This is a genomic window from Nonomuraea sp. 3-1Str (assembly GCF_031570565.1).
Taxonomy (GTDB): Bacteria; Actinomycetota; Actinomycetes; order Streptosporangiales; family Streptosporangiaceae; genus Nonomuraea.
Map to the genome: position 1 here is coordinate 19,897 of NZ_JALHBK010000024.1, position 23,573 is coordinate 43,469.

Here is a 23,573-nt window from a genome sequence, read left to right on the forward strand (position 1 = left end):
GAGGGACGTTCAGTGGCTTCGTTTGAGCATCGCGTCGGCGAGCGCGTCGGCGGACTCCCCGAGCCGGCGGCCCACCGCGTCCAGGCGGGTCAGCAGCTCGCGCTCGCGCAGGGTGTCCATCCTCAGCGACCCGGCGAACAGCTCGGTGAGCCGTGCCTGGTGGAGCTGACGGACCCGGCTGCAGCACTTGCGGGTGGCCAGCACGGCCACGGTGACCGAGCCGGGGTCGTCGAAGACCTTGAGCAGGGCCTCCTCCAGCTCGTCGAGGCCGTCGACCACGGCCCGCAGCGGCTCGACGGCGAAGTCCAGGCCGGCCGGCCCGAACAGGTCCGCCTCGCGCACGAAGTCGCGCAGGTGGTCGAGGACGTCGTCGATGGAGCGGGAGAGCCGGAACAGGTCCTCCCGGTCGAGCGGGGTGGCCAGGATCCGCCGCAGGGCGCGGACGAGCTCGGCCCGCGCCGCGTCGCCCTCGTGCTCGATCTCGGTCATCCGGGTCCGCGCGGCCGGGCGCTCGATCGCGCCGGAGGCGGCCGAGCAGGCCAGGACGGCCCCGGCCCGCGCCATGGCGACCTGGCCGCGGACGAGATCGACGACCCGCCGTCCCGACCGGCCGCGCAGCTCGTCCCAGGCCCGCCCGAAGCGCCACCTGCGGCCGGTTCCGCCGCTCACAGCAGCCTCAGCGCGAGGCCGGCCACGCAGCCGAGCGCCAGGGACGACGGCAGGGTGACCAGCCAGGCCGTGCCCACGTTGGCCACCGCCTGCCAGCGCACCCGCCGGGAACCCTCGCTCGCCACCACGCCGACGACACCGGCGAGCACGGACTGGGTCATGCTGACCGGGCTGCCCAGGGCCGAGCTGCCGAGGACGGCGCCGGTGGCGGCCGTCTCGGCCGAGAGGACGTGCAGGGGCCGGGCGATGACCAGGCCGCGGCCGAGGCGCTCGCCCACGCGGGTCAGGCCGGCCAGGGCGCCGGCGAGGAACAGCAGGGCGAGGCAGGCCATCCAGCCGGGGGAGAGGCCGACGGGACCGACCCCGCCGAGACCGTCCCGGCCCACGTCCACCGCGACGCTCACCACCGCCACCATCTTCTGGCCGTCGTTGACCGCGTACGCCGTGCACTGGGCGGCGTAGGCCAGCAGGTGGGCGGCCAGCACCAGCCGGGGCATCCGGTGGTAGGACGGCACGCGACGCGAGAGGGCCCCCAGCAGGTAGCCCAGGACCAGACCGGCCAGCGGCGCGCAGGCGCCGACCCCGAGGACGACGGCCACGCCGTGCCACGACACCGGAAGCCCGGCGCCCAGCCCGGCGCCGGCGATGCCGCCGATGACGGCCAGCGTCAGGCTGGTCGGCAGTCCTTTGCCGGTGAGGGCGGCGACCACGGCCACCGCGGTGACCACTCCGGCCAGGAACACCGCCGCGCCGCCGTGGGTGCCCAGCCCCGCCAGGCCCTCGGTGAACGTTCGCGCGACGGCGAGCCCCAGCACGTACGGCCCGGCGAACAGGACCACCGTGAGCAGTGCCGCGGCGGCCCACCCCGGTGTCCGGGGGAAGCGCAGCCCCAGCCCGATCAGGGTGGCTCCGTCGTTGGCGCCGCTGATGAGGACGAAGAGGACCGCGACCACGGCGAACGCCGCCGTCCAGCCCATCACGTGGTGTCGGCGGCGGCGCCGGTGGCGCCTGTTGGACCGATGTCCGGCGGACTCACACGCATGTCGGCTCCTCGTCAGGGGCCTTCAGTATTAGATGAACACAAGATGAACAGTCAATACTTTGTCTTGACATTCTCACTACCTGTCGTCTTGCCGGGTGAAGGGATCCGGTGAGGCTTGTTCACTTCTACGTAAGTATGTCTTGACAAATTATTCACCTGATGTTCATCGTTAACCCCACCGGCGGCGGCTCGGGGCTCTGCGGGCGCCGGTGACCCGAGAGGCAAGGAGTGACGCCACCCATGAGGCGTACCAGGAAGATCATTTCTGTGGCGCTGCTGGCGGTCGCGGCGGCCGCCTGCGCGCCGTCCACCAGCGGCGCTCCGTCCCCGGCGGCGACCGCCGGGGCGTTGCCCGCCCCGTCCCTCGACGCCGGCCTGGACCTGGACGCCCTGGTCGCCGCCGCGAAGAAGGAGGGCAGCCTGCTGGTCTACGACTCCAGCGGCGACATCGAGGAGGTGGCGAAGGCGTTCACCGCCAAGTACGGCATCGCCATGGAAGGGGTGAAGTCCGACACTCCGCAGACCGCGGAGAAGATGATCAGGGAGCACGCCGCGGACAACGTCACCATCGACGCGGCCATGTACGAGGACGGCGGCGTGCTGGTCGGCCAGCTCATGCCGCAGGGCGTGGCGCGGACGTGGATCCCCTCAGACCTGACGGACCAGATCCCCGCCGAGAACCGGAACCCCCTGCTCGCCCTGTCGAAGGCCACGGTCTTCGCCTACAACGGCAGGCTCTCTCCCGGCGGATGCCCGGTCAAGAACGTCTGGGACCTGACCGAGCCGGAGTGGGCCGGCAAGCTGGTGATGCAGGACCCCCTCGGCAAGCCCACCGTGCTGTCGTTCTTCACCCAGCTCGACGCACATGGCAACCAGGCCCTGGAGCAGGCGTACCAGGCGAAGTACGGCAAGGCGCTGAAGACCGAGGAGAAGAGCGCCGCCTACGAGTGGATCAAGCGGATATCCCGCAACAGGCCGGTGCTGACCGGCTCCGACGAGGACGTCTCCGCCGCGGTCGGCGCGCCGAACGCCACCGACAAGAAGATCGGCTTCATGTCGATCTCCAAGTTCCGCAACAACGAGGACAAGGGGTACAAGCAGGCGACCTGCGAGGGGATGACGCCGTTCGCCGGCTTCAGCTACCCCAAGTACGTCGCGGTCGCCGCCAAGAGCAAGCACCCCAACGCGGCCAAGCTGTACGTCCGCTTCATCATGACCGAGGAAGGCGTCAAGCACGAGATCGGCGAGGGCGGCGTGTCCGGCAACACCACCGTCAAGCCGCTCGTCACCGCGCCCGGCCTGTCGGACTGGCAGGGCCAGCTCTTCCACACCGACCCCAAGGGCCTCCTCGGGGACCTGCGCGACCGCCAGACCGTCTCCGACTTCTGGCGGGTCAACCACGGCTGACCCGTGGAGGGTCCCCGGCGTTCACCGGCCCGTCACCCGGCCCGGCGACACTCGCCCGTGTCCCTGTGCCGGCTCCCGTAGCTCCACGGCTCCATCACCCCCGAAAGAGAAGAGGAGGCGCGATGCGTCCCCTGCCCAGGCTTCTCCTGGCAGCCCTGACGTTCACCCTGATAGGAGGGCTGGCCGTGCCCGCGGCCGGCTCCGACGTGGCGTCGATCGACCCGGACGTCGAGACCCCCGCCCTGTTCGACGACGAGGCCGGCGGCAACGCCAACGGCGACGACCCGGCGATCTGGGTCCACCCGTCAGACTCGGGCGCGAGCGTCGTGATCACCACCGCCAAGGAGGGCGGGCTCTACGTCTACGACCTCCGCGGACGGCAGCTCCAGCATCTCCCGGCGCCCGCCGCCCCCGGCCCCGACGACGAGGCCGGCCGGTTCAACAACGTGGACGTCACCTACGGCTTCGGCGGCAGGGACCTCGCGATCGTCTCCGACCGCGGCCGCGACACCCTGCGCGTCTACGCAGTCTCCGGCGGACACCTCACCGACGTGACCGACCCGGCCGCTCCGTTCGTCTTCAACACCACCCAGCAGCAGGTCAACGACGCCGAGACGGCGTACGGCCTGGCCGCCTGGAAGGACTCCACCGGCACCTACGCGCTGGTCAGCCGCCGCCACAGGACCTCCGTCGGCCTGGTGAAGCTGCTCGCCAAGCCGGGCGGCACGGTCGGCTACCAGGTCGTCAGGACGCTGGACCTGCCCGCGTCGTTCACGCTGCCGAACGGACGGACCTGGGCGCCCTGCCTGGAGCCCGGCGAGCAGGCCCAGGTCGAGGGCATGGTCGTGGACCAGGACAAGGACGTCCTCTACGCCGCCCAGGAGGACGTCGGCATCTGGCGGGTGCGGGCCGACCTCACCGGAACCCCCGTCCTGGTGGACAAGGTCCGCGAGTACGGCGTCCCGGGCACCTACGACCCGGCGACCGAGGAGTGCACCCCCGGCGCGGACCCCGGCTACGGCGGCCGGCACCTGACCGCGGACGCCGAGGGCCTGACCATCTACTACCGGGACAACGGCAAGGGCTACCTGCTGGCCTCCAGCCAGGGCGACAGCACCTTCGCCGTTTACCGCAGGGAAGGGACCAACCCCTACCTGGGCCAGTTCCGGATCGGCCAGCACGACGGCATCGACGGCGTCGAGAACAGCGACGGCTCGACCGTGCTGAACGCGCCGCTGGGCGACTTCGACGAGGGCCTGTTCGTCTCCCACGACGGCCTCAACACCCCTGCCGAGGCCGACCGGGAGAACACGAACTTCAAGTTCACCGGCTGGGACGACATCGCCGACGAGCTCGACCTGGACGTGGACACCGACGGCTGGAACCCGCGCGGCTGACGCACCTGCCGTGACGTGCCCCGGGGCGCCACCGCTTCAGGCGGTGGTGCCCCTCTCGACGCGGCGGAGGCCACCATGCGCCTCCTCGCGGGGATCACCGGCCACGCGGGGGCGTCACGGTGTGAGCGTGACGGCGTACGCGTCGAGGGGGTCCGCCCAGTCGATGGTCACCGTGACGGAGCCGCCGCCCACCTCGGCCCGGCTGTCGGAGACCGTCACCGGCGCGCCGACGTGGGAGCCGGTCGCGGGAAGGCGCTCCACCCGGATGTTCGTCGATCCGCCGCTCAGCAGGTAGGGCGGGACGTCGTCGTACCGGACGGCCACCTGGCCCGCCTCGGCCGCCGGCGTGGCTCCCAGCACGGCGATCGACCTGCGGGCGGCGGGATCCTGGAAGACCACGCCGTCGCGGGCCTCGGCCGCCCCGGGCGTGAGGCCGGCCCGGACGCCGCTCTGCTCGGCGTAGCGCTTGTACACCCACCACTGGCCCATGGGCAGCCCAGTTTCCGCGGTGGTGAGCTCGCCCAGCGTGTCGTGCAGCGACGGCGTCCGGCCGACCATGCCCCAGTTCGCCCGCGACCCGTCGCAGCCGCCCCGCTCCAGCCGCGCGACGTACCACGCGGAGGGACCCGGCTGCTGGTCGTCCCCGGCGGCCCCGTACTCGTTGACCGAGAACCCGGAGACGCTCATGTCACGGGCGGCCAGCAGGGCGCGCGCCTCGGCGGCCTCGGCGGCCGGGTCGCCGGGCAGGGTGTGCCAGCTCAGCACGTCGGGGACGACGTCGTTCGCCTTCACGTAGTCGAGGTAGGCGGCGAACCAGGGGTCCCCGGGCGAGCACGCCGAGCTCGGGCCCACGATCACGGCGCCCGGGAGGGCGGCCCTGATGGCCAGGGTGCCGCGGCGGAACATCTCCAGGTACTGGTCCTGGCCGCGACCGCGCCAGAAGGCGTCGTAGTCGGCCTCGTTCCACACGTCCCAGCGGATGTCCTCTCCGGTGATCCCGTCGGCCTTGGCGTCGCCGACGAGCTGGTCGAGGAAGGCGGTGTAGCCGCTCCAGTCGCCGTCGTCCCCCGGATAGCGCGGGATGTCGGCCCCGTCGGCGCCCCACAGATCGGAGAGCAGCACCTCGAGGTGGGCGCCGGTCCGCCCGGCCCGCGCGCGGTACGCCTTCACGAGGTCCCACCGTGCGGCGTACCCGCCGGTGACCCAGCCGCCGTCGGGAGCGGGGAGCTGCGAGCCGCCCGCCCGGAGCTGCCTGACCTTGATCTCGTCCGTCATGGGCGGCGGGGGCTGGGAGGCGTCAGGGGAGAGGCCGTAGAGGAAGCCGGACGCCCGATACGTGGGAGCTCCGCCGTGGGTCGCCATGTCGATGACGATGCGGTCGACGATCATGTCGCCTCCGTGGTCAGGGCGCGTGCCGCGCGGTCGTCGGCCGGGAGTCGTGGGGGAGGCGTGCGTTCCTGTGATAGCGCTAACAGCTGACGCTGGGTGCTCACGCCTGTGGTCCGCGTCACGTTAGGCGGGGCCGCGACGCACTGTCAAGGGTTCACCGAAGCCATACGTACGGTGAAACCACAGAAAGTTTCGGTCAGCGAGCGGGCGGAGCGGTGCTGCCCCGGACGACGAGCTCGGTGCCCAGCTCGACCCGGCCCTGGGGTGGCGGGCCGCCCCGGGCGAGCGTCACCAGCATGGTGGCCGCCGCTGCGGCCATCTCGGTCAGCGGCTGGCGGATCGTGGTCAGCGGCGGCAGTGCCCAGCGCATCGACGGCAGGTCGTCGAAACCGACCACGCTCAGGTCGTCCGGGACCCGCAGCCCCATCGCGTGGGCCGCCTGGTAGACGCCGATGGCCTGGCCGTCGTTGCCGGCGAAGATCGCGGTCGGCGGGTCTGGCAGCCGCAGCAGCGCGCCGGCCTGGGCGAGTCCGCCCTCGACGAGGAAGTCGCCCTGGCGGATCAGGTCCGGGTCGACGGGCACACCGGCCATGTCCAGGGCGGCGCGGTAGCCGTCGAGTCGGGCCCGGTTGCACAGGGCGTAGCCGGGGCCGGTGATGATCGCGATGCGCCGGTGCCCGAGCTCCAGGAGGTGGCGGGTGGCCGCGAGGCCCCCGCTCCAGTTGCCCGCGCCCACCGAGGGGAGTCCGCTCCCCGCGTCGCCGGTCGGGTCCAGGAGGACGAGGGGGATGTCGCGGGCCGCGAGCTGGGCGCACTGTTCGTCGGTCAGGCCGGAGAACACCGGGATCACCCCGGTGGGGCGGCGGGTCAGCACGTCGTCGATCCAGTCGCGGCCGGCGACGGGGCGGTGCCGCAGCTCCGAGACGACCACGGCCAGGTGGTGCTCGCGGGCCACCTGCTGGACCCCTTTGATGATCTCTATCGCGTAGTCGCCCTCCAGCGCGTGGAAGACCAGCTCCACCAGGGGGGCCTGGCTGACGCGCCGCCGCTGCCTGCGGTAGCCGTGCTCGCGGATGAGGCCCTCGACCAGGGCGCGGGTCTCGGGCGCGACCTCCGACCGGCCGTTGACCACCTTGGAGACCGTCGCCGTGGACACCCCGGCCAGCTCGGCGAGCTGCGCGATGGTCAGCGGCTGGGCGGGCGCGGAGCCGTACGGCTCCCTGGTCGCGGTCATGGCGGCAGTCTAACCAGAGCGTTTCGGGCGTTCACCCGACTGTTTCGGCGATCTTACAGGCAGGTTCTTGACGGGTTTCGAGACATCGGCCTAAAGTCGCGGCTTAACGATCGGCCATATTGCCGAAACTTTCAGGACCCGGCGTCCTTCCCGGCGAGGGCGCCGCGCTGCCGGTCGACGAGAACTCCCGTGCCAACCCCCTTCGACTCCACCGCCGCCGCGCCCGGCGGCCCGTGCCAGCACTGAAACCACCATCGGAAGAGATCGCCGTGAAGTCTCGCATCATCCCCTCGGCCGCGCTCACCGCGGCACTCGCCCTGGCCACGGCCGCCTGCGGAGGCGGGAGCACCTCGTCCCAGCCGGCCGGCGACGGCAAGTCCTTCGAGTTCTGGTCGTTCACCGGGATCAACCAGAAGGTCTCCGTCGAGGGCTACCAGAAGCAGAACCCGGGTGTGCAGGTGAAGCTCACCGAGGTGGGCAACTCGGTGGAGACGGCGCAGGCGCTCACCACCGCGCTGGCCGGGGGCAAGGTGCCCGACCTGGTGCTCATCCAGGGCGACGACCTGCCCAAGTTCGTGCAGCAGCCGCAGAACTTCCAGGACCTGCGCCAGTACGGCGCGGACAAGGTCAAGGGCGACTACCTCGACTGGGTGATGAGCCAGAGCACCGCCAAGGGCGGCGAGATCATCGGCATCCCCACCGACGTGGGCGGCATGGCCGTCGCCTACCGCACCGACCTGTTCAAGAAGGCCGGGCTGCCCACGGACCGGGAGGAGGTCGGCAAGCTCTGGCCCACCTGGGACGCCTTCATCGAGACGGGCAAGAAGTACACGGCGGCGACCGGCAAGGCGTTCGTGGACAACGCCGCCACCAGCGTGTTCTACCAGGCGGTCAACCAGGGCCCGCAGAAGTACTACGACCCCTCCGGCAACGTCGTCTACAGCACCAGCCCGCAGGTCAAGGCCGCCTTCGACCTGGCCATCAAGGCGGCGCAGGCCGGGATCACGGCCAAGCAGAGCTCGTTCACCGACGGCTGGAGCGCGGGCATGGGCAAGGACCAGTTCGCCGTGATCTCCGCGCCGTCCTGGATGCTGAACGGCATCCGCACCAACGCCCCCGGCACCAAGGGCAAGTGGGACGTCGCCGTCATCCCCGGTGGGGCGGGCAACTGGGGCGGCAGCTATCTGGCCATCCCCAAGAACGCCAAGAACCCCAAGGCCGCCTGGGACTACATCGCCAAGACGCAGTCGCCGCAGGGCCAGCTGGACCACTTCGTGGACTCGGGCGCGCTGCCCACCACCCCGTCGGTCTACAAGGACCCGAAGCTGACCGGACTGAAGGATCCGTTCTTCTCCGACGCGCCGACCGGCGCCATCTACACCACGTCGCTGCTCGGGCTGAAGCCGTTCCACATCGGCCCCGACAGCTCCGCCATCGGCCAGGAGTTCCAGAACGCCATCACCAACGTCGAGCAGGGCAAGGGCGACCCGGCCAAGGCGTGGGACGCGGCGCTGGGCAACATCAAGACCGCCATCGGCAAGTAGGACGAGCGTGACGACGAGTCTCGGCACGAGACGGGCGGCCGGCAGGCCGCCCGTCTCGCCCGCGCCCCCCACGAGCGCGCGAGAGCGCATCAGCGAGCGGATCGCCCCGTACGCCTACATCGCTCCGTTCTTCCTGATCTTCGGGGTGTTCGGGCTGGTGCCGCTGCTTTTCACGTTCTATGTGGCGCTGTTCGACTGGAACCCGATCGGCGAGCACGTCTTCATCGGCTTCGACAACTTCAGCCGTCTGCTCGCCGACACCCGGTTCTGGAACGCCGCCTGGAACACCATCAGCATCTGGCTGCTGTCCACCGTGCCGCAGTTGGCGCTGGCCCTCGGGCTGGCGCACCTGCTCAACCACGCGCGGCTGCGGATGGCGGTGTTCTTCCGCATGTCGATGCTGGTCCCGTACATCACCTCGGTCGCCGCCACCACGATCGTGTTCGCCCAGATGTTCGACCGCGACTACGGCCTGCTCAACTGGGTGCTCGGATGGTTCGGCGTCGAGCCGATCGACTTCGTCCAGTCGGTGTGGGGCAGCCACGTGCTGATCGCGGTCATGGTGACCTGGCGCTGGTTCGGCTACACGACGCTGCTGTACCTGGCCTCCCTGCAGGCGATCCCACGCGCGGTCTACGAGGCGGCCGCGGTGGACGGCGCCGGCGGCTGGAAGCAGTTCCGGCACATCTCCGTACCGTCGCTGCGGCCCGTCATCGTGTTCACGATCGTGACCTCGACGATCGGGGGCCTGCAGATCTTCACCGAGCCGCTGCTGGTCTCCCGCAGCGCGCCGCTCACCTGCGGGCCGATCCGGCAGTGCCAGACGCTCACGCTCTTCCTGTACGAGCAGGGCTTCGGCCAGTTCCAGTTCGGCTACGGCGCGGCCATCGGCGTGGCCCTGTTCGTGCTGGTCATCGCCGTGGCATCGCTCAACTACGTCCTGTCCACCCGCATCCGTCCGGAGCGATGATGACCGAGCCGAAGCGGCGTTCCGCCGAGCGCGTGCGCTGGTGGACCTACCTCCTGCTGGCCCTCGCGGTGCTGGGCTGCGTGTTCCCGCTGTACTGGATGTTCGTGGTGGCCACCACCGACACCGCGACCGCCACCCGGCTGCCGCCCGAGATCGTGCCCGGCGGCAACTTCTTCCACCTGGCCGGGCTGGTGTTCACGACCGTGCCGTTCGTCCGCTCGATCGTCAACAGCCTGATCGTGGCCGGGACGATCGGCGTCGGGCACGCCGTGCTGTGCTCGCTGGCCGGCTTCGCCTTCGCCAAGCTGCGCTTCCCCGGCCGCAACGCGCTGTTCCTGGTCGTCGTGCTGACCATGACCGTGCCGACGCAGCTCGCCGTCATCCCGCAGTACATGATCATTTCGTCGCTGGGCTGGGTGGACACCCTGCAGGCGCTGATCGTGCCGGGACTGGCCAGCGCGTTCGGCATCTTCTGGATGCGCCAGCACCTGTCCACCACGATCAGCGACGAGATCCTGCAGGCCGCCCGCATCGACGGTGCGACGACCTGGCAGATCTTCTGGCGCATCGCCTTCCCGCTGGTGCGCCCGGCCGCGTTCGTGCTCGGGCTGCTCGGCTTCGTCACCGCGTGGAACGACTTCCTGTGGCCGTTCATCGTGCTGAAGTCGCCCGAGATGTACACCGCGCAGATCGCCATCAAGGCTCTGCAGAACAGCTACACCGTCGACCTCGGCCTGGCCATGGCGGGCTCGTTCCTGACCACGCTCCCGCTGCTCGTGCTGTTCGTCTTCGTGGGCCGGCGCATGGTGGCCGGGATCATGGACGGCGCCTTCAAGGGCTGAAGCACTCACTCTGAGGAAGTCATGACATATGTGAACGTCCCGTGGCGGGACCAGGGCCGCACCCCCGCCGAGCGGGCGGAAACCCTGCTGGCGGAGCTGACCCTGGAGGAAAAGGTCGCTCAGCTCGGCTCGGTGTGGATCCGCGTGGACGACGGCGGCGAGGTCGCGCCCATGCAGGACTTCTTCGCCGTGCCCGGCACCGACCTGGACGATCGGCTGCGCGACGGCATCGGCCACCTCACCCGCGTCCACGGCACCGAGCCGCTGAGCCCCGCCGAGGGAGCCGAACGCCTGCGGCTGCTCCAGGAGCGGGTGGTGGCGGCCAGCCGGCTCGGCATCCCGGCGATCGCGCACGAGGAGTGCCTGACCGGGTTCGCCGCCTTCGGCGCGACCGCGTACCCCACGCCACTGGCCTGGGCCGCGACCTTCGACCCCGCCCTGGTGGAGCGCATGGCCGCCGCGATCGGCCGGGACCTGCGCGCCGCCGGCGTGCACCAGGGGCTGTCGCCGGTGCTCGACGTGGTGCGCGACTATCGCTGGGGGCGCGTCGAGGAGACCCTCGGCGAGGACCCGTACCTGGTCGGGCAGCTCGGCGCCGCCTACGTGCGCGGTCTGGAGCAGACCGGGATCATCGCCACGTTGAAGCACTTCGCCGGGTACGCCGCCTCCCGCGCGGCCCGCAACCACGCGCCGGTCGGCATGGGCCCGCGCGAGTTCGCCGACGTGATCCTGCCGCCGTTCGAGACGGCGCTGCGGGAGGGCGGGGCGCGCTCGGTCATGAACTCCTACACCGACGTCGACGGCGTGCCGGTCGCGGCGAGCGCCGACCTGCTGCGGCGGCTGCTGCGCGAGGAGTGGGGGTTCGACGGCACCGTGGTGTCCGACTACTGGTCGATCCCGTTCCTGGCCACGATGCACCGCGTCGCCGAGGACGACGCCGCCGCGGGCGCGCTCGCGCTGCGCGCCGGCATCGACGTGGAGCTGCCCGAGACCCGGAGCTACGGCCGCAACCTGGTCGAGCAGGTGAAGGCCGGCCGGGTGGAGGAGTCGGTCGTGGACGAGGCGGTGCGCCGGGTGCTGCGGCAGAAGGCCGAGCTGGGCCTGCTGGACGGCGGCCCGCTCGTCCCGGAGGGCGCGGCGGACGCCGACCCGGACAGCGCGGCCAACCGCGAGCTGGCCGCCGCCGTCGCGGAACGGTCCATCGTGCTGCTGCGCAACGCCGGCCGGCTGCTGCCCCTCGACCCGCGGACGACCGCCAGGATCGCCGTCATCGGGCCCTGCGCCGACGACCCGCGCACCCTGATGGGCTGCTACTCCTTCCCCAACCACGTGCTCGACCGGTATCCCTCCCGCGGCATGGGCCTGCCGGTCGAGACCGTCCTGAGCCGCGTCGAGGCGGAGTTCCCCGGCGCCGCCGTGCGGTACGCCCTCGGAGCGGACGTCTCCGGCGGGGACACGTCGGGCTTCGCCGCGGCGGCCGACCTGGCCGCGGGCTCGGATGTCGCGCTGCTGCTCGTCGGCGACCGGGCCGGGATGTTCGGCGGCGGCACCTCGGGCGAGGGCTGCGACGCGGCCGACCTGCGGCTGCCCGGCGTGCAGGCGGAGCTGGTGGAGGCGGTGCTGGAGACGGGGACACCCGTCGTGCTCGTCGTGGTGTCCGGGCGTCCCTACGCCCTCGGCGCGTACGAGGACCGGGTGGCCGCCGCGATCCAGGCGTTCTTCCCCGGGGTGGAGGGAGGAGCGGCGCTCGCCGGGGTGCTGAGCGGCCGGGTGAACCCGTCCGGGCGGCTGCCCGTGCAGATCCCGCGCTCGCCGTCCATCAACCCGTCCACCTACCTGCAACCGCCGCTCGGCGGCAGGGCCGACGGGATCACGGTGCTGGACCCCACTCCCGCCTTCCCGTTCGGCCACGGGCTGTCGTACGCGCCGGTCGCGTACGAGGCCATGGGCACGTCGCAGCCGGAATGTCGTACGGACGGCGAGATCGAGGCGCGGGTGACGGTCCGCAACGCGGGCGAGCGTCCCGTGGAGGAGGTCGTGCAGCTGTACGCCTCCGACCCGGTGGCGCAGGTCACCCGGCCCGTGGTGTGGCTGGTCGGCTTCGCCCGGGTGCCGCTGGAGCCGGGGGAGTCCCGCGAGGTCGCCTTCGACGTGCCCGCCGACGCGTTCTCGTTCACCGGCGTCGACGGCCGCCGGCTCGTGGAGCCGGGGGAGATCGTGCTGTCGTCCGGGCCGTCTGCGGGCGACCTGCCGCTGAGCGCCCGGATCCGGGTCACCGGAGCCCCAGGCGTGCTCGGTGCCGCGCGCCGGCTCACCACCCGTGCCCGTCTCCAGGAGAGGAACCAGTGAACACGCGGACCTACGACAACCCGGTGGTGGCCGGGTTCCACCCCGACCCGAGCGTGTGCCGGGCCGGCGACGACTACTACCTGGTGTGCTCCAGCTTCGAGTACTTCCCCGGCGTGCCGATCTTCCACAGCCGTGACCTGGTGCACTGGCGGCAGATCGGCAACGTCCTGGACCGGCCCTCGCAACTCCACCTGCCCCCGGACATCCCCGCCTCCGGCGGGATCTACGCGCCGACGATCCGCCACCACGACGGCACCTTCTACCTGATCACCACGAACGTGGGAGGGCGGGGCAACTTCATCGTCACCGCCGAGCGCCCCGAGGGGCCGTGGTCGGACCCGGTCTGGATCGACCTGCCCGGCATCGACCCCGACCTGACCTGGGACGAGAACGGCTCCTGCTGGTGCGCCTTCTCCGGCACCCAGGTCGCGCGGATCGACCCCGCGGCGGGCCAGATGCTGGAGGGCCCGTACCAGGTCTGGTCCGGCACCGGCGGGAAGTACCCGGAGGCGCCGCACCTGTTCCAGGTGGACGGCCGGTGGTACCTGCTGATGTCGGAGGGCGGCACCGAGCGCGGCCACGCCGTGTCGATCGCCCGCGCCCGCTCGCCGCGCGGCCCGTTCGAGCCCGGCCCGGCCAACCCGATCCTCACCCACCGCGGCACCGACCGGCCGATCCAGAGCACCGGCCACGCCGACCTGGTCCAGGCCGCCGACGGCTCCTGGTGGATGGTGCTGCTCGGCACCCGCCCGCGCGGCTACACCCCGGAGTTCCAGGTCCTGGGCCGGGAGACCTTCCTCACCCCGGTGCGGTGGGAGGACGGCTGGCCGGTCGTGGGGCCCGTCGAGGAGCGCCACCCCGCGCCCGCCGTCTGGCACCCGCTCGCGCCGGAGCCGTCCCGCGACGACTTCGACGGTGACGCCCTGGCCCCGTACTGGATCTCCCCGCGCGACCGCCCGGACGGTTCGTGGTCGCTGACCGAGCGCCCCGGCCGGCTCACCCTGCACGCCACCGGCCCGACCCTCGACCGGCCCGGCCACACCTTCGTCGGCCGCCGCCAGCAGCACCACGACTGCCGCGTCACCGCCCGGCTCGAACCGGCCCCACCCGGATCGGAACCGGCCGGATCGGAACCGCCCGGATCGGAGCCGGGCACGGCGGGGCTGTCCATCCGGATGGACGAGGCCCACCACTACGACCTGGAGGTGAGCGGCGGGCGGGCCCGGGTGATCGCCCGGATCGGGCCGCTGCGCCAGTGCGTGGCCGAGCGGCCGGTGCCGCCCGGCCCGCTCACTCTCACCATCGACGTCCGCACCCGCGACATCCTGCCGCCGTCCGTCATCGGGCCGGTCGCCGGGTCGCCCACGCAGCCGACCGGTGTGGCGGCCAGGGGCCCGGACACCATCTCCTTCTCCGCGGGGGACACGCTGCTGGCCGAGCTGGACGGCCGCTACCTGTCCACCGAGGTCGCCACCGGCTTCACCGGCCGGGTCATCGGCATGTACGCCACCGAGGGCAGCGCGTGCTTCGACTGGTTCGACTACCAGGCGACCGGCTAGGCATCAGGGGCACGGCTCCTTCCGACAAGTACCCGTTCTGGAGGGCGGATGTGAGGCGAGATTCCGGATGACGCGCTAGCATTCCATTGCATGGAATCTTCTGGAAGAGAGCCCCGTGGGTGAGGCCCAGTCCCCGGTGGGGAGCGTCGACCGCGCCCTGCTGATCCTGCAGGAGATCGGCAAGCACAGCCGGGGCGTTACGCTCGACGAGCTCGCCACCCGGCTCGCCCTGCCCAAGAGCTCGCTGCACCGCCTGCTCGGCGCGCTGAAGCACCGCGGCTTCGCCGCGCAGCCCGAGCCGAGCGGCCCCTACTTCCTGGGCACCGAGCTGCTGGCCACGGCCTTCCGATACTACGAGTCCATGGACCTGCGCACCCTCGTGCGTCCGCTGCTGCTGCGGCTGCGCGAGGAGTTCGACGAGACCGTGCACATGGCCGTGCTCGACGGCGGCGAGATCGTCTACCTCGACAAGGTCGAGGCCGTGCGGTCGATCACGATGAGCTCGGTGGTGGGCGGGCGCAACGCCGCGCACTGCACGGGCGTCGGCAAGGCGCTGCTGGCCTGGACGTACCCGACCGACGAGGCCGTCAAGGCGTGGGCCGAGAGGTACGGCCCCCTCGGCGTGCGGACCAGGAACACCATCACCGCCCCGGCCAAGCTCGCCGCCCACCTGGAGCAGGTCCGGGACCGCGGCTACGCGCTCGACCTGGAGGAGAACGAGCCGGGCGTGCGCTGCGTCGCGGCGCCGATCTTCCTGGGCAGGACCGTGCCGGTCGCCGCGGTGAGCGTGACCGCGATCAAGGACCGGATGTCGCCGGCCCGGCTGGAAGAGGTCGGGGCGGGCCTCCGTCGCGCGATCTCCGAGCAGCTCTGACCGGAATGCCATTCTGCATGGTGGATCGAAGGGGTTTGGGATGGACCTGAAACCGGTACCGGTTCCCGCGGCCCGGCTCGGCGAGGGGCCACGCTGGGACGACGGCACGGGGACGCTGCTGTGGGTGGACATCCCGGCCGGCCTGGTGCACCGGCTGGACCCCGCCGACGACGCCCTGGAGTCCATCGACGTGGGCCGGCCGGTCGGCGTGGCGCTGCCCCGGGCCTCGGGCGGCCTGGCGCTCGCGGTCAGGGACGGCTTCGCCGTCCACGAGGGGGGACGGCTGGAGGTGGTCGCCCCCGTGACCGCCGCCGAGCCGCCCGGCAACCGGATGAACGACGGCGCCTGCGACCGCGCCGGACGGTTCTTCGCGGGCACCAAGGCCGAGGACGACACCCCGGGCGCGGGCTCGCTCTACCGGCTGGACACCGACCGGAGCTGCGCGCGGGTGCTGGCCGGGGTGACGATCTCGAACGGCATCGCGTGGAGCCCGGACGAGCGGCTGCTGTACTACGTGGACACGGCCACCGACCAGGTGGACGTCTTCGACTACGACCCGGCGAGCGGCGAGATGGCGAACCGGCGGCGCTTCGCCGGGCTCCCGCAGCCCGACGGCATCACGGTGGACGCCGCCGGGCACGTGTGGGTCGCGCTGTGGGGTGGCGCGTCGGTCGTGCGGCTGCGGCCCGACGGCTCGACGGACCTGACCGTCCCCGTCCCGGCCGCCAACGTGACGAGCTGCGCGTTGGGCGGGCCCGATCTGGACGTGCTCTACGTGACCACCGCCTGGGACGGCAGCGGCGGCGGGGAGCTGTGGCGCTGCCCCACCCCGTACACGGGCCTGCCCGCCAATCCCTACCGCGACCTGCTCCGCCCCTGACGGCCGGCACGCACGGAGAACGGGCGCCCGAGGAGTCCGGGCGCCCGTGGAAGGCCGGGAAGGTCAGGCTCCGGGGGACAGGAGGGCCTTGACGGGGTTCGGGTCGCCGTTCATGAGCCTGGTGAAGACCTCCGCCCCTTCGCTCAGCGGGAACGTGTCCACCCAGCTCAGGTCCCAGCTCCCGACCATCGCGGCGGCGGCGGCGAAGTCGGCGCCGGAGTAGGCGAACGAGCCCAGCACCCGCTGCTCGCCGCGCACCAGCCCGGCCGCGTCGAAGCCGGGCTCGGTGTCGGCCAGCCCCAGCCAGACCGCCGTCCCACCCGGCCGCAGCAGGGCGGCCGACGCGCGACGGGTGGCCGCCGCGCCCACCGCGTCGAAGATCACGTCGTACTCGCCGGTCAGCTCGCCGGTCGCGGCGTCCGCCCCGAGGCGGCCGGCGAGGGCCAGGCGGCTCTCCGACCGGTCGGCGACGTCCACCCCGGCGGCCCCGCCCGTACGGGCGACCTGCAGGCACGCCAGCCCGATCGCGCCCGCGCCGATGACACCCACCCGCGCCCCGGCCGGGGCTCCGGCCAGCTCCCAGGCGTGCACGGCGTTCGCCACGGGCTCCACGACGCCCGCGGCCGTCCAGCCGAGTCCCTCGGGCAGGGCGACCAGCGCGGCGGCGGGCACGGACACGCGCTCGGCGAACCCGCCGGGCCGGTGCACCCCGACGATCCGCCGGTTCCGGCACACGTTCCGCAGCCCGAGCGCGCACACGTCGCACGACCCGCACGACAGGATCGGGTTGACCAGCACCGGCCGCCCGTCGTCGGTGCGGCCCGCGAACTCGTGCCCCATCACCAGCGGCGGCACCCGGAAGCCGGGCGTCCTGACGCCGTGCAGCTCGCTCCCGCAGATGCCGGAGGCGACCACGTGGACCAGCACCTCGTCCCGGCCGACCACGGGCTCGTCGACCTCCCGCAGCTCCACCGTCGCGGGTCCGGTGAACACCAGTGCCTTCACGGCGTCGCTCCGATCACAGGGTTGGTCAGGGTGCCGATGCCGGAGACGTCCACCTGGACGGCGGCCGGCGGGGGATCGCCGGTGCCGGCGCGTACGGTGCCAAGCCTCATATGTGCTCCCGATTCCGCTATGCAGAATGTAGTTCCGAAACCACGACAGAACATCAGCACCACGCAACGATGTCAAGAGTTCCGCTAAACGGAACGCTAGTGCGCCATGCGGAATTGGTGCTATTTTCGCCGGGAACTACCAGAGGGGCGGTCCCACGCATGTACCCCGAGATCGACACGCCGGCTCTCGTCATCGACCTGGACGTGGTCAGGGCCAACGTGAGCGAGATGGCGAAGGCGGCGGCGAGCAACGGCGTCCGCCTGCGCCCGCACATCAAGACCCACAAGATGCCCGAGCTGGCGCGCATGCAGCTCGACGCCGGGGCGAGCGGCATCACCTGCGCCAAGCTCGGCGAGGCCGAGGTGATGGCCGACGCCGGGATCGACGACATCCTGCTCGCCTTCCCGATCTGGGGCGAGCCCAAGCTGCGCCGGCTGGCGGCGCTGCGCGAGCGGGCCAGGGTCCGCGTCAGCCTCGACTCGCCCGAGGTGGCGGAGGGGCTCGGCCGGCTGGGCGGGCCGCCGGTGGAGGTCCTGGTCGAGGTGGACACCGGCCAGCACCGGCTCGGACGCCCGCCGGGGCGGCCCACCGCCGACCTGGTGGCCGAGATCGCCGCGATCCCCGGCGTCGAGGTCGTCGGCCTCCTCACGCTGGCCGGCCACGCCTACCACTCCCGCACCGCGGAGGAGCTGGCCGAGACCTCCCGGCGCGAGGGCGCCGACCTGGTGGCCACCGCCGAGCTGTGCGCCCGCGAGGGCATCGCCCTGCGCGAGATCAGCGTCGGCTCCACGCCCACCGCCAGGCACGTCGCGGGAGTGGCCGGGGTGACCGAGATCAGGCCGGGCACCTATGTCTTCAACGACACCGCGATGATCCGGCTGGGGGTCGCCACCGAGCGGACCGCCGGCGCCCGCGTGCTGTCCACGGTCATCGCCCGGCCGACGCCCGAACGGGTCGTGTTCGACGCCGGCACCAAGTGCCTCACCTCCGACGGCACCGGCACGCCCGACTGGATCAGGGTGGTCGGGCATCCGTACGCGCACATGGACTTCCTCAACGAGGAGCACGGCGTGGCGCTGCTGGAGCCGGGCCACCACGACGCGCTGCCGGTCGGCACGCGGGTCCAGCTCATCCCCGGTCACGCCTGCTCGGCCGTGAACATGTTCGACTCCGCGTACGGGGTCGAGGGCGGCCGGGTCACCACCGAACTGCGCGTCGCGGCCCGCGGCGCCGTGCGCTGACATGCTGACGAAGGGGGAGGTCGCATGAGGGGACTGGCCGGCAAGAGGGTGCTGATCAGCGGCGGCAGCAGCGGGATCGGCGCCGCCACGGCACGCAGGTTCCTGGAGGAGGGCGCCAGGGTCGTCATCGGCGGGCTGGACCCGGCCGAGGTGGCGGCGACCGCGTCAGAGCTGTCGGCGCTGGGCGAGGTGAGCGGCCTGGCGGCCGACGTGTCGGCGGAGGCGGAGGTCTCCCGGCTGGTCGAGGGCGCGATCGCGGCGCTCGGCGGGCTGGACGTCCTGATCAACAACGCCGGAACGGCCTGGCGCGAGCCGTTCCTGGAGATCTCGCCGGAGCACTGGGACCGGATCATGGCCGTGAACCTGCGCGGCATGTTCCTCGTCGCCCAGGCCGTGGCCAGGCGGCTCGTGGACCAGGGCACGGGCGGGGTGATCCTCAACATGTCCTCCACCAACGGCCTGGGCGGCGAGGCGGACTACGCCCACTACAACGCCTCCAAGGGCGGGGTGCTGCTGCTCACCAAGACCATGGCCGTGGAGCTCGGCAGGCACGGCATCCGGGTCAACGCGCTCTGTCCCGGCTACATCAGGACCCCGCTCAACGCCTCCATCTCGGCCGGGCTGGCCGACGACTTCGTCTCGTCGTACGAGAGCGAGCTGATCCCGCTCGGCCGCGCCGGTCTGGCCGAGGAGGTGGCCGCCGGCTACGCCTTCCTCGCCAGTGACGACGCGGCCTTCATCCACGGCACCGAGCTGGTCATCGACGGTGGTCAGCTGGCCGTCATGTAGATCCACCCCTTGACACGCTCTCCGCTCGGGTGGTGTCCTGTCCCTTATTCGGAATGGCATTCTGTCATACGGAACGCGTTCATTGCCTCACGCCCATGAAATTGAGGTAGATAGATGGCCCGCATCGTCCTGGTCGGCGCAGGCAGCATCACCTTCGCGAAGAACCTCCTCTCCGACCTCCTGACCTTCCCCGAGCTGACCGAGTCGACGATCGTGCTGCACGACATCGACCAGGGCCGGCTGGACACCGCCGAGGCGATGACCCGGTGGATGGTGACGGAGCTCGGGATCGGCGCGAAGGTCGAGGCCCACGCCGACCGCAGGGCCGCGGTGGACGGCGCCGACTACGTGATCAACGAGATCGCCGTGGGCGGCATGGACGCCGTGCGCCGCGACTTCGACATCCCCGCCGCGTACGGCGTCCGCCAGACCATCGCCGACACCCTCGGCATCGGCGGCATCTTCCGCGCCCTGCGCACGATCCCGGTGATGGTCGGACTCGGCGAGGACCTGGCCGAGCTGGCCCCGGACTCCACCCTGTTCACCTACACCAACCCGATGTCGATGATCCCCTGGGCCGTCTACGCGGGCACCCCCTTCCGCAACGTCGTCGGCGTCTGCCACGCGGCCCGCGACACGCAGAGGACCCTGGCCCGGATGGTCGGCGTACCCGAGGAGGAGATCTCCTTCCTCACCGCGGGCGTCAACCACCAGGCGTTCGTGCTGCGCTTCGAGCGTGACGGCGAGAACCTCTACCGCCGCCTGGACGCCCTCATCGAGCGCGAGCCGGAGCTGGCGCGCCGCGTCCGCGTGGAGGTCTACCGGAACTTCGGCTACTTCCCCACCGAGTCCAGTGAGCACGGCTCCGAGTATCTTCCCTGGTTCCTGTCCCGCGAGGAGGAGGTGGCCCGCTACCGCCTGCCCGTCGGCGTCTACCTGGAGTGGCTGGCCGACGGCTGGGAGGAGTACGAGTTCCACAAGCGCTCGCTGGAGGCGGGCCGGGGCGTGCCGATCCAGCGCGGCGAGGAGCTGGCCACGCTGGCCATCCACTCGATGGAGACCGGCACCCGCCGCATGATCCACGGCAACGTCCGCAACGACGGCCTGATCTCCAACCTGCCCCGCGAGGCCACCGTCGAGGTGCCCTGCCACGTGGACCGCGCCGGCGTCCAGCCCGTCCGGGTGGGCGAGCTGCCCGCCCAGGTCGCCGCGCTCAACCGGACGTTCCTCAACGTCAGCGAGCTGACCGTGAAGGCGGCGCTCGAAGGCCGCCGCGACCACGTCTACCAGGCGGCCCTGCTCGACCCCAACACCGCCGCCACGCTGCCGGTACGCCGCATCCGCGAGCTGGTCGACGACCTGATCGCGGCCCACGGCGACCTGCTGCCCGAGGGAATCAGGGACTCCCATGTGTGACGCCGATCTGCCCCTGTCCAGGTACCGCCCCGTCTCCCAGCTCCGGGTCGCCGCCCACGAGGTCGAGCGCGCCCGCGTTCCCGCCGTGGACGCCCACATCCACCTCGGCCGCTGGCTGACCGAGGACGGCGACTGGATGGTCAAGGACGTCCCCGCCCTGATCGGCCTGATGGACGAGCTGAACCTGCGCGGCATGGTCAACCTCGACGGCCGCTGGGGCCGGGAGCTGGCCGAGAACATCGAGCGCTACGACGCCGCCCACCCCGGCAGGTTCGCCACGTTCTGCCACGTCGACTGGTCGCAGACGGCCGAGCCCGGCTTCGGCGAGCGGCTGGCCGCGCAGCTGCGCAGGTCGGTGGCGGAGGGCGCGGCCGGGCTGAAGGTGTGGAAGGACGTGGGCCTGCGGGTCCGCGACGACCGCGGCGAGCTGGTGATGCTCGACGACCCGCGGCTCGACCCGCTGTGGCAGGCCGTCGCCGAGGCCGGCATCCCGATCGCGCTGCACACCGCCGACCCGGTGGCGTTCTTCGAGCCGATGGACGAGCGCAACGAGCGGCTCGAACTGCTGGCCGCCCGCCCCGACTGGAACTTCTCCGGCCCCGGGTTCCCGCCGTTCCAGCGGCTGATGGACGCGATGGAGTCGATGGTCGCCCGGCACCCGGCCACGACGGTGATCGGCGTGCACGCGGGCTGCTGGCCGGAGAACCTCGGCTTCGCCGAGCGGATGCTCGACACGTACCCGAACTTCCACATCGACATCGCGGCGCGCATCGCCGAGCTGGGCCGTCAGCCGCGCGCCACGCGCGCGCTGATGCTGCGCCACCCGGGACGGGTGCTGTTCGGCACCGACGAGATCCCGCCGGACCGCGACATCTACCGCATCCACTTCCGCTTCATGGAGACCGCCGACGAGGCGTTCCCGCACTCCCTGGACGACCCGCCGCTGATGGGCCGCTGGACGATCTCCGGGCTCGACCTGCCCGACGACGTGCTCCAGCAGGTCTACACCGGCAACGCCCTCAGGCTCGTGCCGAGGCTCGCATGACCACCAGCCTCACGCGCGGCAGGCCGCCACTGCTCAAGGTGGTCCGGCCGCAGCACAGCGCCGAGGGCGGGCAGGGCCGGGTGGCGCTGCTGTTCCTCATCCCGACGCTGGTCGGCTTCGCGGCCTTCTACGTCTACCCGAGCATCCGCGGCGTGTGGCTGTCCACCACGGACTGGAACCTGCTGTCGGAGCCCGGCTTCGTCGGCGCGGACAACTACGCCGAGCTGGCCACCGACCCGCTGTTCTGGCGGGCGCTGCTGCTGACCGTCTACAACACGGCGCTGAACCTCGTCGGCCAGCTCTCCCTGGCGCTGCTGCTGGCCGCGCTGATGCACCGGCTGACCAAGTCCGTGGTGCTGCGGGCCACGCTGCTGCTGCCCTGGCTGGTGCCGAACGTCTCCACCGCGCTGCTGTGGCTGTGGCTGCTGGACGCCAACCTCGGCTTCGTCAACCAGCTCCTCGACGCGGCGGGACTGCCCACGCACGGCTTCTTCAACGCGCCGGGCGAGGCCATGCCGAGCGTGGCGGCGGTGACCACGTGGGCCTCGGTCGGGTACGTGGCGCTGCTGCTGTACGCGGGCATGCTGCAGATCCCCGGCTCGGTCTACGAGGCGGCGGCGATGGACGGCGCGGGCGAGGTCCGCACGTTCTTCCGCATCACGCTGCCGCTGCTGCGCCCGGTGCTCGCCCTGGTGCTGGTGGTCTCGGTGATCGGCTGCTTCCAGGTCTTCGACGCCATCGCGGTGACGACCAAGGGCGGCCCGATCAACGCCACCAAGGTCATCTACTACTACATCTACCAGGAGGCGTTCACCCACTTCCGGATGGGCTACGCCTCGGCCATGGCGCTCAGTCTCGTGGTGATCCTGGGCGCGCTCACCTACCTGCAGATGCGCATCATGCGCGCCTCCAGCTCGGACCTGGGTTAGGAGGGGACGATGCGCGCAGGCAGGATCGCCGGATGGACGGTGCTGGGACTGGCCGTCCTGGTGACCGTGTTCCCGTTCTACTGGATGGTGCGGACGGCGCTCACCGACGCCAACCACATCTTCTCCGACAACTTCTCCCTCATCCCGAACCACTTCACCTGGGCGAACTTCAGGCGCGTGCTCGGCCTGTCCCCCCTCGCCGAGGCGCGGGCGGCCGGCGGCTCCGGCGCCTCGCTCGACTTCCTGCTGTACCTGCGCAACTCGATCGTCTACTCGGCGGTCGTGGTCGTGGTGCAGACCCTGTCGTGCGCGATGGCCGGCTACGCCCTGGCCCGGCTGCGCTTCCGCGGCCGGGAGGCGGTGTTCGCCGTGTTCGTCTCGGCGCTGATGGTGCCGCCGATCTTCACGCTGCTGCCGAACTTCGCCTTGGTACGAGACCTCGGGCTGCTCAACACGTTCGCCGGGATCGTCGCTCCGGTGCTGCTGATGACCCCGTTCACGGTCTTCTTCCTGCGGCAGTTCTTCCTCTCGCTGCCGCGCGAGGTGGAGGAGGCCGCCGTCATCGACGGGGCGGGGGTGTGGGGCCTGTTCTGGCGGATCGCGCTGCCCATGTCGCGGGGCCCGCTCGTCACCATCGGCCTCATCAACGGTGTCGGGGCCTGGAAGGACTACCTCTGGCCCCTCCTGGTCGGCAAGGAGGAGGACAGCCGCGTGCTGACGGTGGCGCTCGGCGTGTTCCTGGAGCAGTCGCCGAACGCCCGGCCCGACTGGACGGGCCTCATGGCCGGCTCGACCCTCTCCGTCATCCCCGTCCTGCTGCTCCTGCTCTTCTTCGGCAAGCGGCTGGCCGGCTCCCTGCAGTTCACCGGCATCAAGTAAAG

At 71.8% G+C, this 23,573-nt stretch carries 20 protein-coding genes; 15 read left to right on the forward strand and 5 right to left on the reverse strand.

Features of this window, described 5'->3' with window-relative positions; genetic code table 11:
- Positions 1-9: 9 nt before the first annotated feature.
- Entirely contained in the window at positions 10-669 is a 660-nt protein-coding gene (locus tag MTP10_RS30440) for a DUF47 family protein (RefSeq protein WP_310713475.1), read from the reverse strand.
- Entirely contained in the window at positions 666-1,646 is a 981-nt protein-coding gene (locus MTP10_RS30445) for an inorganic phosphate transporter (protein ID WP_310713672.1), read from the reverse strand. Before MTP10_RS30445 ends, MTP10_RS30440 begins: the two co-directional genes overlap by 4 nt.
- A 305-nt stretch (positions 1,647-1,951) precedes the next feature.
- On the opposite strand from MTP10_RS30445, the gene MTP10_RS30450 reads away from it, so the two are divergent.
- A complete protein-coding gene (locus tag MTP10_RS30450; RefSeq protein ID WP_310713477.1) occupies positions 1,952-3,118 on the forward strand; it encodes an ABC transporter substrate-binding protein in 1,167 nt (388 codons plus the stop codon).
- 122 nt (positions 3,119-3,240) lie between these two features.
- Positions 3,241-4,515: a phytase gene (locus MTP10_RS30455; RefSeq protein ID WP_310713479.1), complete on the forward strand. Its 1,275-nt coding sequence runs from the start codon at positions 3,241-3,243 to the stop codon at positions 4,513-4,515.
- Between the two features lie 114 nt (positions 4,516-4,629).
- On the opposite strand, the gene MTP10_RS30460 is transcribed toward MTP10_RS30455, so the two are convergent.
- Positions 4,630-5,904, reverse strand: a complete 1,275-nt coding sequence (locus tag MTP10_RS30460; protein WP_310713481.1) for a GH39 family glycosyl hydrolase — start codon at positions 5,902-5,904, stop codon at positions 4,630-4,632.
- 196 nt (positions 5,905-6,100) lie between these two features.
- Positions 6,101-7,138 (reverse strand): LacI family DNA-binding transcriptional regulator, encoded by a 1,038-nt coding sequence (locus MTP10_RS30465; protein ID WP_310713483.1) that lies wholly within the window; start codon positions 7,136-7,138, stop codon positions 6,101-6,103.
- Positions 7,139-7,407: 269 nt separating this feature from the next.
- Here MTP10_RS30465 and MTP10_RS30470 point away from each other — a divergent pair, with 269 nt between their 5' ends.
- The 7 genes from MTP10_RS30470 (at position 7,408) to MTP10_RS30500 (ending at position 16,156) form a co-directional block, all read left to right on the forward strand.
- Positions 7,408-8,682, forward strand: a complete 1,275-nt coding sequence (locus MTP10_RS30470) for an extracellular solute-binding protein (RefSeq protein ID WP_310713485.1) — start codon at positions 7,408-7,410, stop codon at positions 8,680-8,682.
- A gap of 7 nt (positions 8,683-8,689) precedes the next feature.
- Positions 8,690-9,652: a sugar ABC transporter permease gene (locus MTP10_RS30475; RefSeq protein WP_310713487.1), complete on the forward strand. Its 963-nt coding sequence runs from the start codon at positions 8,690-8,692 to the stop codon at positions 9,650-9,652.
- Entirely contained in the window at positions 9,649-10,494 is an 846-nt protein-coding gene (locus tag MTP10_RS30480; protein ID WP_310713489.1) for a carbohydrate ABC transporter permease, read from the forward strand. The genes MTP10_RS30475 and MTP10_RS30480 overlap by 4 nt, the downstream gene beginning before the upstream one ends.
- Before the next feature lie 21 nt (positions 10,495-10,515).
- Positions 10,516-12,843, forward strand: a complete 2,328-nt coding sequence (locus tag MTP10_RS30485; protein WP_310713491.1) for a glycoside hydrolase family 3 N-terminal domain-containing protein — start codon at positions 10,516-10,518, stop codon at positions 12,841-12,843.
- A complete protein-coding gene (locus MTP10_RS30490; protein WP_310713493.1) occupies positions 12,840-14,402 on the forward strand; it encodes a glycoside hydrolase family 43 protein in 1,563 nt (520 codons plus the stop codon). The genes MTP10_RS30485 and MTP10_RS30490 overlap by 4 nt, the downstream gene beginning before the upstream one ends.
- A 115-nt stretch (positions 14,403-14,517) precedes the next feature.
- On the forward strand, positions 14,518-15,276 hold the full coding sequence (locus MTP10_RS30495) for an IclR family transcriptional regulator (RefSeq protein ID WP_310713495.1): 759 nt from the start codon (positions 14,518-14,520) through the stop codon (positions 15,274-15,276).
- A gap of 40 nt (positions 15,277-15,316) precedes the next feature.
- Complete coding sequence (locus tag MTP10_RS30500) at positions 15,317-16,156, forward strand: SMP-30/gluconolactonase/LRE family protein (protein WP_310713497.1); 840 nt, start codon at positions 15,317-15,319, stop codon at positions 16,154-16,156.
- Between the two features lie 63 nt (positions 16,157-16,219).
- Here MTP10_RS30500 and MTP10_RS30505 read toward each other — a convergent pair whose 3' ends face one another.
- Positions 16,220-17,161: a zinc-binding dehydrogenase gene (locus MTP10_RS30505; protein ID WP_310713499.1), complete on the reverse strand. Its 942-nt coding sequence runs from the start codon at positions 17,159-17,161 to the stop codon at positions 16,220-16,222.
- 269 nt (positions 17,162-17,430) lie between these two features.
- On the opposite strand from MTP10_RS30505, the gene MTP10_RS30510 reads away from it, so the two are divergent.
- The 6 genes from MTP10_RS30510 (at position 17,431) to MTP10_RS30535 (ending at position 23,571) form a co-directional block, all read left to right on the forward strand.
- Positions 17,431-18,513 (forward strand): alanine racemase, encoded by a 1,083-nt coding sequence (locus MTP10_RS30510; protein WP_310713501.1) that lies wholly within the window; start codon positions 17,431-17,433, stop codon positions 18,511-18,513.
- 24 nt (positions 18,514-18,537) lie between these two features.
- The gene (locus tag MTP10_RS30515) at positions 18,538-19,302 is read left to right on the forward strand and encodes an SDR family NAD(P)-dependent oxidoreductase (RefSeq protein WP_310713502.1); all 765 of its coding nucleotides are present in this window, start codon (positions 18,538-18,540) and stop codon (positions 19,300-19,302) included.
- 114 nt (positions 19,303-19,416) lie between these two features.
- On the forward strand, positions 19,417-20,718 hold the full coding sequence (melA, locus tag MTP10_RS30520; protein WP_310713503.1) for an alpha-galactosidase: 1,302 nt from the start codon (positions 19,417-19,419) through the stop codon (positions 20,716-20,718).
- On the forward strand, positions 20,711-21,763 hold the full coding sequence (locus MTP10_RS30525) for an amidohydrolase family protein (RefSeq protein ID WP_310713505.1): 1,053 nt from the start codon (positions 20,711-20,713) through the stop codon (positions 21,761-21,763). The genes melA and MTP10_RS30525 overlap by 8 nt, the downstream gene beginning before the upstream one ends.
- Positions 21,760-22,692 (forward strand): sugar ABC transporter permease, encoded by a 933-nt coding sequence (locus MTP10_RS30530; protein ID WP_310713508.1) that lies wholly within the window; start codon positions 21,760-21,762, stop codon positions 22,690-22,692. Before MTP10_RS30525 ends, MTP10_RS30530 begins: the two co-directional genes overlap by 4 nt.
- Positions 22,693-22,701: 9 nt before the next feature.
- Positions 22,702-23,571, forward strand: a complete 870-nt coding sequence (locus MTP10_RS30535; protein ID WP_310713510.1) for a carbohydrate ABC transporter permease — start codon at positions 22,702-22,704, stop codon at positions 23,569-23,571.
- The last annotated feature ends 2 nt before the right edge of the window (positions 23,572-23,573 follow it).

Excerpts from the sequence above, each read along its gene's own strand:
- MTP10_RS30445 (WP_310713672.1), bottom strand. The coding sequence starts at position 1,646 with ATGGGCTGGACGGCGGCGTTCGCCGTGGTCGCGGTCCTCTTCGTCCTC.
- MTP10_RS30450 (WP_310713477.1), top strand. The coding sequence starts at position 1,952 with ATGAGGCGTACCAGGAAGATCATTTCTGTGGCGCTGCTGGCGGTCGCG.
- MTP10_RS30455 (WP_310713479.1), top strand. The coding sequence starts at position 3,241 with ATGCGTCCCCTGCCCAGGCTTCTCCTGGCAGCCCTGACGTTCACCCTG.
- MTP10_RS30460 (WP_310713481.1), bottom strand. The coding sequence starts at position 5,904 with ATGATCGTCGACCGCATCGTCATCGACATGGCGACCCACGGCGGAGCT.
- MTP10_RS30465 (WP_310713483.1), bottom strand. The coding sequence starts at position 7,138 with ATGACCGCGACCAGGGAGCCGTACGGCTCCGCGCCCGCCCAGCCGCTG.
- MTP10_RS30480 (WP_310713489.1), top strand. The coding sequence starts at position 9,649 with ATGATGACCGAGCCGAAGCGGCGTTCCGCCGAGCGCGTGCGCTGGTGG.
- MTP10_RS30485 (WP_310713491.1), top strand. The coding sequence starts at position 10,516 with ATGACATATGTGAACGTCCCGTGGCGGGACCAGGGCCGCACCCCCGCC.
- MTP10_RS30500 (WP_310713497.1), top strand. The coding sequence starts at position 15,317 with ATGGACCTGAAACCGGTACCGGTTCCCGCGGCCCGGCTCGGCGAGGGG.
- MTP10_RS30510 (WP_310713501.1), top strand. The coding sequence starts at position 17,431 with ATGTACCCCGAGATCGACACGCCGGCTCTCGTCATCGACCTGGACGTG.
- MTP10_RS30515 (WP_310713502.1), top strand. The coding sequence starts at position 18,538 with ATGAGGGGACTGGCCGGCAAGAGGGTGCTGATCAGCGGCGGCAGCAGC.
- melA (WP_310713503.1), top strand. The coding sequence starts at position 19,417 with ATGGCCCGCATCGTCCTGGTCGGCGCAGGCAGCATCACCTTCGCGAAG.
- MTP10_RS30525 (WP_310713505.1), top strand. The coding sequence starts at position 20,711 with ATGTGTGACGCCGATCTGCCCCTGTCCAGGTACCGCCCCGTCTCCCAG.
- MTP10_RS30530 (WP_310713508.1), top strand. The coding sequence starts at position 21,760 with ATGACCACCAGCCTCACGCGCGGCAGGCCGCCACTGCTCAAGGTGGTC.
- MTP10_RS30535 (WP_310713510.1), top strand. The coding sequence starts at position 22,702 with ATGCGCGCAGGCAGGATCGCCGGATGGACGGTGCTGGGACTGGCCGTC.